This window comes from Arenimonas sp. (assembly GCF_019459675.1).
Lineage (GTDB): Bacteria > Pseudomonadota > Gammaproteobacteria > Xanthomonadales > Xanthomonadaceae > Arenimonas.
Map to the genome: position 1 here is coordinate 1 of NZ_JAIBFH010000065.1, position 10,831 is coordinate 10,831.

General features: G+C 69.5%; 14 protein-coding genes. 12 read left to right on the forward strand and 2 right to left on the reverse strand.

The window, feature by feature from the left end; translation table 11 throughout:
- The first annotated feature begins 21 nt into the window (after window positions 1–21).
- The 4 genes from K0M70_RS02520 to K0M70_RS02535 are packed head-to-tail and all read left to right on the forward strand — an operon-like array spanning window position 22 to window position 3,545.
- The gene (locus K0M70_RS02520; RefSeq protein WP_290778839.1) at window positions 22–948 is read left to right on the forward strand and encodes a response regulator; all 927 of its coding nucleotides are present in this window, start codon (window positions 22–24) and stop codon (window positions 946–948) included.
- Window positions 945–1,940, forward strand: coding sequence for a chemotaxis protein CheB (locus K0M70_RS02525; protein WP_290778844.1), 996 nt, complete (start codon window positions 945–947; stop codon window positions 1,938–1,940). Before K0M70_RS02520 ends, K0M70_RS02525 begins: the two co-directional genes overlap by 4 nt.
- A complete protein-coding gene (locus K0M70_RS02530) occupies window positions 1,940–3,103 on the forward strand; it encodes a diguanylate cyclase (protein WP_290778847.1) in 1,164 nt (387 codons plus the stop codon). Before K0M70_RS02525 ends, K0M70_RS02530 begins: the two co-directional genes overlap by 1 nt.
- Window positions 3,104–3,152: 49 nt before the next feature.
- Window positions 3,153–3,545 carry an MAPEG family protein gene (locus K0M70_RS02535; RefSeq protein ID WP_290778851.1) on the forward strand — a complete coding sequence of 131 codons (393 nt, stop codon included), beginning with the start codon at window positions 3,153–3,155 and terminating at the stop codon, window positions 3,543–3,545.
- Window positions 3,546–3,589: 44 nt separating this feature from the next.
- Here the strand turns inward: K0M70_RS02535 and K0M70_RS02540 are convergent, their stop codons facing one another.
- Window positions 3,590–4,501: a sensor domain-containing protein gene (locus K0M70_RS02540; RefSeq protein WP_290778854.1), complete on the reverse strand. Its 912-nt coding sequence runs from the start codon at window positions 4,499–4,501 to the stop codon at window positions 3,590–3,592.
- Entirely contained in the window at window positions 4,498–4,863 is a 366-nt protein-coding gene (locus K0M70_RS02545; protein WP_290778858.1) for a PadR family transcriptional regulator, read from the reverse strand. The genes K0M70_RS02540 and K0M70_RS02545 overlap by 4 nt, the downstream gene beginning before the upstream one ends.
- 139 nt (window positions 4,864–5,002) lie before the next feature.
- On the opposite strand from K0M70_RS02545, the gene ygiD reads away from it, so the two are divergent.
- From ygiD to K0M70_RS02585, 8 genes are read left to right on the forward strand one after another with little or no spacing between them, the layout of a single operon-like run.
- Window positions 5,003–5,794 carry a 4,5-DOPA dioxygenase extradiol gene (gene ygiD, locus K0M70_RS02550; RefSeq protein WP_290778861.1) on the forward strand — a complete coding sequence of 264 codons (792 nt, stop codon included), beginning with the start codon at window positions 5,003–5,005 and terminating at the stop codon, window positions 5,792–5,794.
- 3 nt (window positions 5,795–5,797) lie between these two features.
- Window positions 5,798–6,664: a bile acid:sodium symporter family protein gene (locus K0M70_RS02555; RefSeq protein WP_290778863.1), complete on the forward strand. Its 867-nt coding sequence runs from the start codon at window positions 5,798–5,800 to the stop codon at window positions 6,662–6,664.
- Entirely contained in the window at window positions 6,661–7,254 is a 594-nt protein-coding gene (locus K0M70_RS02560; protein ID WP_290778866.1) for a class I SAM-dependent methyltransferase, read from the forward strand. Before K0M70_RS02555 ends, K0M70_RS02560 begins: the two co-directional genes overlap by 4 nt.
- 38 nt (window positions 7,255–7,292) lie before the next feature.
- Window positions 7,293–8,270, forward strand: coding sequence for a serine/threonine protein kinase (locus K0M70_RS02565; protein ID WP_290778869.1), 978 nt, complete (start codon window positions 7,293–7,295; stop codon window positions 8,268–8,270).
- A 46-nt stretch (window positions 8,271–8,316) separates the two neighbouring features.
- Window positions 8,317–9,237: a peptidylprolyl isomerase gene (locus tag K0M70_RS02570; protein ID WP_290778872.1), complete on the forward strand. Its 921-nt coding sequence runs from the start codon at window positions 8,317–8,319 to the stop codon at window positions 9,235–9,237.
- Window positions 9,238–9,271: 34 nt separating this feature from the next.
- Window positions 9,272–9,565, forward strand: coding sequence for a YkgJ family cysteine cluster protein (locus tag K0M70_RS02575; protein WP_290778875.1), 294 nt, complete (start codon window positions 9,272–9,274; stop codon window positions 9,563–9,565).
- A 1-nt stretch (window position 9,566) separates the two neighbouring features.
- On the forward strand, window positions 9,567–9,821 hold the full coding sequence (locus tag K0M70_RS02580; RefSeq protein ID WP_290778877.1) for a GIY-YIG nuclease family protein: 255 nt from the start codon (window positions 9,567–9,569) through the stop codon (window positions 9,819–9,821).
- Window positions 9,818–10,744 (forward strand): DMT family transporter, encoded by a 927-nt coding sequence (locus K0M70_RS02585; protein WP_290778879.1) that lies wholly within the window; start codon window positions 9,818–9,820, stop codon window positions 10,742–10,744. The genes K0M70_RS02580 and K0M70_RS02585 overlap by 4 nt, the downstream gene beginning before the upstream one ends.
- Window positions 10,745–10,831: the final 87 nt, after the last annotated feature.

A 10,831-nucleotide genomic window follows, 5' to 3' on the forward strand; every position in this document is an offset into this window, starting at 1 on the left:
GTGGTCGGGCTGTTGCTCTAGATGGTCGAGGCCAGCGTCCGCCTGCAGTCGGTCCCCGGCGGGGCCACGGTTTTCACCCTGCTTGTGCCGTTTTACCGCGGGGTCACGGGCGCGGTCGCGGTGGGCGTGGCCGGCGAAACCTATGCGTTCCCGCTGCTGCGCATCGAGCGCCTGGTGCGCGCAAGCGCCGACCAGATCCATCGCCGCGAGGGCATGCAGTACCTGGCCCTGGAAGGCAGCAACATCGGGCTCGTGCCGCTGGCCGAGCTGCTGGGCCTGGGCAGCACGCGCGCTGGCGGTGACGGCACCGACATCGTGGTGGTGTCGCAGGATGACCGTCGCGCCGGATTCGCGGTCGACTCGGTGCTGGGCGAATTCGACCTGGCCACCCGCCCGCTGGATGCCCGCCTGGGCCGCGTGGCCGACCTGGCGGCGCTGGCGCTGATGCCCGACGGCGCGCCGGTGGTGCTGCTCGACACCGAAGACCTGATGCGCGGCGCACTCGAGCGCGAGCGCCAGCACGAACGCCTGGTCGGTGAGAGCGACGAAAGCGCGACGCCAAGGCGTCGGCGCGTGCTGGTGGTGGACGACTCGATCTCCGTGCGTGAGCTGGTGCGCCAGCTGCTGGCCGCCCGAGGCTTCGAGGTGCAGGTGGCGGTGGACGGCATGGACGCCTGGTCACGACTGCGCGAATGGCCCTGCGACCTGGTGGTTACCGACGTGGACATGCCGCGCATGGACGGCATCGAACTCACGCGGTCCATCAAGCAGGACCCGCGCCTGCGCAACCTGCCGGTCATCATAGTTTCCTACCGCGACCGGCCCGAGGATCGCGGCCGCGGCCTGGAAGTGCACGCCGACGCCTATCTCACCAAGAGTGACTTCCAGGAGCACGGGTTCCTGGATGTGGTTCACTCCCTCATCGGTGATGCCGAGGCAGACGCATGAAGCTGGCCATAGCCCATCCGGAGCGTTTGGTGCGCGAGGCATTGCGGCGCACGCTGCTGCGCAGCGACCACGAGCTGCTGTGGGCGGCCACCGACCGTGCCGAAATGGATCGGGAGTGCCGGCGGCAGCCGCCCGCGCTGCTGCTGGCCCAGCTCGAACTGCTGGGCCGCAAGGCCGAACACCTGCCGCGGCTGATCGAAGCGGGCATCTCGGTGATCGCGCTGGCTTCCAGCCAGGCGGCCGGCGACGGCTACGAGGCCCTTGGCCTGGGCGCCCTGGGACTGATCGAGCCGCCGCGCCTGGACGACAGCGGCGAGCTGATCGGTGGCCAGCGCACGCTCACCCGCATCCAGCGGCTGGCCAGCCTGGTCGGTTACACCGGGCCCGCAGCCACGCCCACGCCCGTCGCGCAGGGCAGCCGCCAGACGCGCATCATCGCCCTGGGCGCCAGCACCGGCGGCCCGTTGGCGCTGGCCAAGGTGTTGGCGAGCCTGCCGGCGGACCTCGGCGCGGCCGTTGTGATCGTGCAGCACATCGAAAGCGAGTTCACCAGCGGGCTGGCGGAATGGCTTGGCAGCCAAAGCAAGCTGCCGGTCTGCGTCGCCGAGCGCGGCGACACGCCGCAGCCCGGCCGCGTTTACGTGGCCGGCAGCGGTGGCCATCTGGTGCTGCTGCCCTCACTGCAGTTCAGCCGGCAGACGGCACGCGCCAGCGAGCTGCACGTGCCCAGCGTCGACGCCCTGTTCAACAGCCTGGCCCAGCATGCCGCGGCCGGTGCCGCGGCGCTGCTCACTGGCATGGGCTCGGACGGCGTGGCCGGGCTGGGGGAGATGCGCCGCCGCGGCTGGTACACCCTGGCGCAGGACGAACCCAGCTGCGTGGTGTACGGCATGCCGCGTGCGGCGATGGAATCAGGCGCCGCGATCCAGGCCATGGACCTGGCCGCCATCGGGCCCGCCCTGGTGCGGCAGCTGGCAAAGGTGCGTGGGTGATGGACGAGACCCTGCGCGTTCTGATCGTCGACGACCAGCCCATCATCCTGGAGGCCGTGCGCGCGATGCTGGCCGATGCCCCGGAGCTCGAGGTCAGCGGTATTTCCGACCCTAGCGGCGCCATCGCGCTGGCCAGGGAGCTGCGGCCGCACGTGGTGCTGCTGGACTTGAACATGGAGCCCGTGGACGGGCTCGAGGTCTTGTCGGGGCTGCGCGCAGACCCCGACCTCACCGACGTTTCGGTGGTGATGCTGTCGGCGGCGGAGGAACCCGAAACCAAGGTCGAGGCGTTCCGCCGAGGCGCCAACGACTACCTGGTGAAATTGCCCAGCGCGCTGGAACTGATTGCGCGCGTGCGCTACCACGCTCGCGCCGCGGCATCCGCCGGCGCGCGCGAAGCCGCGTTCCAGGCCATGCTGGAAAGCCGCGCCGCGCTCGAGCTTCGCAACCGCCAGGTCGAGAGCCAGAAATCGCAGCTCGAACTGATGAACCGCGAGCTGACCGAGGCCAGCCTCACCGATGCGCTCACCGGCCTGCGCAATCGGCGTTACCTGAAGTTCTTCCTGGAGCAGGCGCCCCAGCTGGCGCAGCCCAACAGCGAACGCCGCCACCGTGCCCCGGGCCACTTCACCTTCTGCCTGTTCGACCTGGACCACTTCAAGCAGATCAACGACCGCTACGGCCATGAAATCGGCGATGCGGTGCTGGTGGAGGTAGCGCGGCGCCTGCGCCAGAACACCCGCGACAATGACAGCGTGATGCGTTGGGGTGGCGAGGAATTCCTGGTGGTCGGGCACGGCTACGATTACGACGGTGCGCGCGAACTGGCCTATCGTGTCCTGCACAGCGTCAGCGACCAGCCAATGCGGCTGCCCGGCGGCTTGAGCCTGCGCGTCACCTGCTCGCTGGGCTTTTCACCCCTGCCCTGGATCGGCAGCGACGGATCGCAGCTCAGCCGCGACCAGACGCTGAACCTGGCCGACGTGGCGCTTTACCTGAGCAAGCTCGAAGGCCGCAACCGCGGCTTCGGCGTTTTCCCGGGCGTCGACCCGGACGTCGTGGCCCGCTTCAATGACCAGGGCGTGGACCCGCAGTCACTTCGCCTGGAGAACGGCAAGGGCGTGCAGCTGGTCGCGCTGCCGGGACACGAGCCCGAGGCATGACCTGCCCCGGGCAAGAATTTTCCAACTCCCCTCTCGACAAGGATTCCGCATGCATCCCCTGATCGCCCTGGTCACCATCCTCACCGTGCTGCTGATGTTCAGCACCGCCTTCATGGTGGGGCGGGCCCGCGGCAAGTACGGCATCAAGGCGCCGGCCACCAGCGGCCACGAGGGATTCGAACGGGCGTTCCGGGTGCAGATGAACACGCAGGAATCCGCGCTGATGTTCCTGCCCGCCCTCTGGGCAGCAGCCGCGTTCGGCGCGGCCTGGCTCAGCGCTGCGTTCGGAGCCGTCTGGCTGGTGGGACGGATCTGGTACGCGGTGGCCTACGCCAATCCGGCCGGCAATCGCGGCCCGGGCTTCGTGATCGGCATGATCGCCCTGCTCGGGCTGATCCTGCAGGCGGCCTGGGGCATCGCCTGGACCTTCGTGCTGGCTTGAAATGAAGCAGCCGCGGATCGTTCCGGGCCCGCGGCGCGGCGGCTTCAGTGCTGCGCGGTCTTCACCAGAAGGTTCTTGGCCAGGGCGCCATGCAACTGGCCAATGCCGCGGGCCAGGTGCAGCATCACGAACAGGCCCAGCACGCCCACCGCGAACAGCACGGGAATCCACAGCACGCTGTCCCACATCGGCGCCGGGTGCAGGTGCAGGTGGAACTCCGCCAGCCCCAGCCGCCCCATCGCGGCCGCCGCGGCGCTGGCGATCAGGCCCAGCGACAGCGACAGGCCGGTGACCGCCAGAGAAAAATAGACCACGCCCAGCGGCAGCATCAGCAGCATGTACAGCATCGTCGACCAGGTGCGCGGGTCGGTGAACATGCGGCCGATGCGCGTCAGCAGCGGCAGGCCGCGCTCGGCGTACAGCGGCCGGCGCGGCATGCGCTCGCCCAGCATCACCTCGACCATGCGGCCCTCCACCAGGGCCAGCAGCCGCACGATTCCGACGAACAGGATCGCGAACGGAATGCCGATGACCAGGATCGCCAGGCCCAGCGACAGGCTCAGGCCCGTGGTCACCACGGTGAAGTAGACGATGCCCGTGGCCAGCGACAGCAGCATGTAGAACAGCGCCATCCAGGCCCGCGAATCGGTGGCCACGCCGAAGAACTGCCCGGCGATGCTGCGCCGCGCCTTGGCCGGCGGCGGGCTCAGCGCCTTGCTCACCCTGACCTCGGTGTCGCGGTAGATCGCCGCCACTTCCTCGGGGGCGCCGTAGCTGGTGGCAATGGTGGCCAGCAGCGTGGCTTCATCGGTGCCTGGATTTTCGGCCAGCTCCGAGCGCAGGTACTCCTCGGCGTCGTACAGCGCGTCCTGCAGCAGGGCCGGGTCGGCGCTGCGCAGCGCGTCGCGCAGCTGGTCGAGGTATTCGGGGATGGTTTTCGGGGTGGGGGTGTTCATCGCAGGTTTCCTTCCAGCACGGAATCAACGGAATGACGGGTGATGCGCCAGGTGTCGGCCCATTCGGCCAGCGCCTGCCGCCCGAGCGCGGTGATGCGGTAGTAGCGGCGCGGCGGGCCGCTGACCGAGGGTTCGACGTGGCTTTCGGCCAGGCCGGCGGCGCTGAGGTTGCGCAGCACCGGGTACAGGGCGCTTTGCTTGCCGACCAGCAGCGGGTCCCCGGTCTGCTCGAGGCGCTTGGCGATCTGGTAGCCGTAAAGCGGATCGGTGGATTGGCCCAGCACCGCCAGCAGGACCAGGGACACGGTCCCGGCGCTCAGCTCTTTCTGGAATTTCTTCAGGTGCGGCTCGGTTTCGACCATGGTGCTGTCCTCGACTGACCGATACAGGCTACTTGGCTATACCGTTAAGTCAACAGTAGTCATTTTGCACCCTGCCCGCGCAGTGCCGGAAGTCAGGGTGGTAGTGTTTAGGCCGCCCGCCCCGATGGAGAGTTGTTCGATGAGCGCTGCGTCCATGTCCGGCCCGATGCCCACCGTGTTCCTGGGTCACGGCTCGCCAATGAACGCCATCGAGGACAACGCCTGGCGGCGAAGTTGGCAGGACCTGGGACGGCGGCTGCCGCGTCCCAAGGCCATCCTGTGCATCTCCTCGCACTGGGAAACGCAGGGCATCTACGTTGGCGGCGCGGAAAAGCCCGACACCATCCATGACTTCCACGGATTCCCGCGCGCGCTGTTCGACGTGCGCTACCCCGCACCGGGCAGCCCGGAACTGGCGCACCGCATCGCCGAACTCATCCCCCAGCCGCGCGTGCACATCGACACCCACCGCGGCCTCGACCACGGCGCCTGGGGCGTACTCAAGCCGATGTACCCGGAAGCCGACATCCCCGTGGTGCAGATGAGCCTGTCGATATTGCAGCCCGGCGCCTGGCACTACGACATCGCCAAGCAGCTGGCGCCGCTGCGCGACGAAGGCGTGCTGGTGGTGGGCAGCGGCAACATCGTGCACAACCTCCGCCTGTGGAAGCAGGCCATGGCCGACCCCTACGACTGGGCGCAGCGCTTCGACGAGGACATCGCCGACCGCATCGCCGAGGGTCATCATGACGGCATGCTGGGCTACGAAACCCTGGGCCCCGACGCGCTGCTGTCCATCCCCACGCCCGAGCACTACCTGCCGCTGCTGTACGTGCTGGCGCTGCAGCGCGAAGGCGAGCCCGTCGAATTCTTCAACGAACACGTGTCGAGCTCAATCTCGATGCGGTCGGTGCTGGTTGGCGCGGACTGATTCGTGGCCGACAATTCCCTGCTGATCATATTCCTGCCGCTGGCGCTGGCCGTGGTGATGGCCGGGTTGGGCCTGCACCTCACTCCCGCCGACTTCCGCCGCATCCTGGCGATGCCGCGCGCGGTCGGCCTGGCCCTGGCGATCCAGTCCCTGCTGCTTCCGCCGCTCGCCTTCGGGCTGGCCACGCTGGCCGGGCTTCCGGGCGAACTGGCGCTGGGCCTGGTGCTGCTGGCCGCCTCCCCCGGCGGCGTCACCGCCAACCTGTTCAGCCACCTGGCGCGCGGGGACGTGGCGCTCAACATCAGCCTGACGGCCATCAACAGCCTGCTCGCGCTGCTGACCCTGCCGCTGTGGACAGCGCTGGCGCTGTCGGTGTTCCTGGGCGACGAGGCCAGCGTGCCGCCGCCGATACGCAAAGTGATCGAAGTGGCGCTGCTGGTGATCGTGCCGGTCACCCTGGGCATGGCGCTGCGGGCCTGGAAACCGGCGCTGGCGCACGCGGCCGAGAAGCCGGTGCGCGTGCTGTCGTCGCTGCTGCTGGCGCTGCTGATCGTGCTGGCGTTCATTTCGGAATGGGACACGGTGGCGCGCTTCCTGCCCGTGGTTGGGCTGGCCTGCGTCGCCTTCAACGTGGCCAGCCTGCTGACCGGCTATTTCGCCGCGCGGGCGGCTAAGCTGGCGGAACCACAGGCGATAGCGATCAGCTTCGAGATCGGCATCCACAACGGCACGCTCGCCATCTTCATCGCCATCGAAGTGCTGCAGCGCGCGCAGGCCACCATCGCCCCGGCGGTGTATTCGCTCAGCATGTACCTCACCGGTGCGATCTTCGCGGCCTGGCTGCTGCACAAAAGGAAATCACCCGCGTGACCAAGACCTATGACCGGCGCTACTTCGACACGTGGTACCGGCAGCGCAACCTGGGCGGAAAGGCCGCGTTGAAACGCAAGGTGGCGCTGGCCGTGGCCCTGGCCGAACTGCACCTGGGGCGGCCGATCCGCACGGTGCTGGACGTGGGCTGCGGCGAAGGCGCGTGGCGTGCGCCGCTGCTGGCGCTGCGGCCGAACCTGCACTACATGGGCGTGGACTCCAGCGACTACGCCATCGGGCGCCACGGCGCGCGACGCAACCTGCACTGGCTGCCGTTCGGCGACCTGGCGGCGATGCCGCTGCGCAAGCCGGTGGACCTGCTGGTGTGTTCGGACGTAATGCACTACCTGCCCGACGACGAACTGCTGCGCGGCCTGTCCGAGTTCGGGCGGCTGTGCAGCGGCGTTGCCTTCCTGGAAGTGTTCGCCGAAGGCGACGACATCATCGGCGACCTCAAGGACATGCGCCGGCGTCCGGCCGCCTGGTACCGGCACGCGTTCGCCAAGGCCGGGTTCGTCGCGGCCGGTTCGCACCTGTACCTGTCGCGCGACGTCGCCGCGGCGGCCACGGCGCTGGAGCTGCAGGGCTGACGACACCGCCGGGGCACGGCAGGGGTTACCCTGCCCGCATGCACGACACGCCCTACGCCGACCTCAACCCCGATCGCATCCTCGACGCCGTCGAATCACTGGGCCTGCGCAGCGACGGCCGCGTGCTGTCGCTCAACAGCTACGAGAACCGCGTCTACCGGATCGGCATGGAAGAAGGCCCGGCGCTGGTGGCGAAGTTCTATCGTCCCGGCCGCTGGACCGACGCCGCCATCGGCGAGGAGCACGCCTTCGCCGCGCAGCTGGTGGCCGCCGACCTGTCGGTGGTGGCGCCCATCGCCTACCGGGGATGCACGCTGCATCCGTTCCAGGGCCACCGCTTCGCGCTGTTCCCACTGCGCGGCGGGCATGCGCCCGAGCCCGGCGACCGCGACACCCTGCGCCACATCGGCCGCGTGCTGGGGCGGCTGCACGCGGTGGGCGACGGCGAGCGGTTCGTCCACCGCGGCGTGCTGACCATCGACAGCCACGGCATCGATCCGGTGGAATACCTGCTGGAAAACGAATGGCTGCCGCCCGACCTGCGGTCCAACTTCGAAACGCTGGCGCACGCGCTGCTCGACGCCATGGAAGACTGCTGGGAGCGAGCCGGCGACGTGCACACCCTGCGCATCCACGGCGACGTGCACCCGGGCAACATCCTGTGGCGCGAGGACCAGGCGCACTTCGTGGACCTGGACGACACGCTCACCGGCCCGGCGGTGCAGGACTTCTGGATGCTCGCCGGCCGCCGCGAAGACAGCAACGATCCGCTGCGCTGGCTGCTGGAGGGCTACGAGCAGTTCCGGCGCTTCAACCGCGGCGAGCTGCACCTGATCGAACCGCTGCGCACGCTGCGGCTGCTGCACTACAACGCCTGGATCGCGCGCCGCTGGCACGACCCGGCCTTCCCGGTGGCCTTCCCCTGGTTCGAGGCGCCGCGGCACTGGGAGTCGGTGATCACCCAGATGCAGGAACAGCTGTCGGCCATGCAGGAAGCCCCGCCCGATCCCGATTGAATCGATCGGTTAGGCTTGGCCACTCCACCCGCACGGAACCCCCGCCATGACCAAACTGCGCCCCGCCCTGCTGGCCCTCGCCCTGACCGCTGCCGGTGCTGCCGCCGCCGCCGACGAACCCAAGCCGGCGCTGACCATGCAGGACGTGCTGGACCAGTCCACGGCCGCCGACTGGCGCCCCCTGGACCCGGACAACACGCTGTACGTTGAACTGGCCAGCGGACGCGTGGTGATCGAACTGGCGCCGGCGTTCGCGCCCCGCCACGTCGCCAACATCCGCACGCTGGTGCGCGCCGGCTACTTCGACGGGCTCAGCATCAACCGCTCGCAGGACAACTTCGTGGTGCAGTGGGGCGACGCCAACAGCGCCGACCCGGCCGCGGTGCGCACGCTGGGCGAGGCCGACGCAAAGCTGCCCGCCGAGTTCGTGCGCGACGCCGAAGGCCTGGACTTCACCCGCCTGCCCGACGTGGACGGCTGGGCGCCGGAAGTGGGCTTCGTGCAGGGTTTCCCGGCGGCGCGCGACACCAAGGCCAACGCCGCCTGGCTGGCGCATTGCTATGGCGCGGTCGGCGCCGGCCGTGACGCTGCCGCCGACAGCAGCAAGGGCAACGAGCTGTACGTGGTGACCGGCCAGTCGCCGCGCCAGCTGGACCGCAACATCACCACCGTGGGCCGCGTGGTGCACGGCATCGAGCACCTCAGCGTACTGCCGCGCGGCACCGGCCCGCTGGGCTTCTACGAGCAGCCCGGGCAGCGCACCCCCATCAAGGCCATCCGGCTGGCGTCCGGGGTGCCGGCCGCGGAACGCACCGCCATCGAGGTGATGCGCACCGACACGCCCGCGTTCCAGGCGCTGGTGGAATCGCGCCGCAACCGCCGCGACGGCTGGTACGTGCAGCCCGCCGGCCACATCGACCTGTGCAACGTGCCCCTGCCGGTGCGCGCCGTTACCGCGAAGAAATAGCGGCCCCGGGCCGGCGGCGTGGGACAATGGCGGGGTGCTGACCGACCCCGCCATCCAGTGTTCGTCCTGCCAGGCCTGCTGCTGCCAGCTGCCGGTGCTGGTGCTGCCCGGCGACGAGCCGCCTGATCACTTCCTGGACGAAGACACGGACGGCTACCTGATCATGGGCAAGGCCGACGACGGCTGGTGCCTGGCGCTCGACCGCGAGCGCATGTGCTGCAGCATCTACGAACAGCGCCCCTTCGTCTGCCGCGAGTTCGCCATGGGCGGCGGCGACTGCGCCGACGTCCGCGAAGACTGGCGCCGCATCGCGGTGAGCCTGCGCTGACGTGGCCTGGTTCGTCTACCTGATCGAGTGCCAGGACGGCAGCCTGTACACCGGCGTGGCCGTGGACGTTGAGCGCCGCTACGCCGAGCATGCCGCCGGCAAGGGCGCGCGCTACACGCGCTCGCATCCACCGCGCCGCCTGCTGGCGCACTTCGAGCACCCTGACCGCTCCAGTGCGCTCAAGGCCGAGTACGCCATCAAGCAGCTGTCGCCCGCCGCCAAGCGCTCGCTGGCGGGAAAAGGTGCGCCGGCATGACGCCCGGCGCCAAGGCACATTGGCAAATGCACGCCTGCGTGCTGCTGTGGGGCTTCACGGCCATCCTGGGCAAGGCCATCACGATGCCGGCGATGGCGCTGGTGGTGTGGCGCATGGGCCTGGTGACGGCGGCGCTGCTGCTGGTGCCGCGCGTGTGGCGCGGCATGGCGGCGCTGCCGGCGCGCCTGCTGCTTACCTACTCGGGCATCGGCGTGCTGGTGGCGCTGCACTGGCTGACGTTCTATGGGGCCATCAAGCTGGCCAACGCTTCGGTGGCGGTGAGCTGCATCGCGCTGGCCACGGTTTTCGTGCCGATGGTCGAGCCCTGGATCACCGGCCGGCGCTTCGAGCCACGCGAACTGCTGCTGGGCGTGGCGGTGGTGCCCGGCGTGGCGCTGGTGGTGGGCGGCGTGCCCGCCGGCATGCGGATGGGCATCGTGGTGGGCACCGTTTCGGCGCTGCTGGTGGCGTTCTTCGGCGCACTGAACAAGCGCTACGTCGAGCGTGCCGACCCGCTCACCGTCACCTGCGTTGAACTGGGCGCCGGTGGCCTGATCCTGGCGCTGCTCACGCCCGTGCTGCCCTGGTTCGGATCGCCGCTGGTGCTGCCCGGCTTCAACGACGCCGTGCTGCTGCTGGTGCTGGCGATGGCCTGCACCCTGCTGCCGTTCGCACTGTCGCTGGTGGCGCTGCGGCACATGAGCGCGTTCTCGGCGCAGCTGGCGGTGAACCTCGAGCCCATCTACGCCATCGTGCTGGCGGTGCTGCTGCTCAACGAGCAGCGCGAACTGGGCGGCATGTTCTACGCCGGCGTGGCGGTCATCCTGGCCGGCGTCTTCGCGCATCCGCTGCTGTCGCGGCAGCCGCTGCACAAGCCCGAGCCGACCACGCTGGGCACGGCCGAGTCGAAGTCGCTCGACTGAAAGCCCGGCTCAGCCCGGGCCGCGCCGCAGTCGCGGGCTGATTTCCAGCGTGGTTTCGCCGTCGATCACCTGCAGCACGCCGTCCTG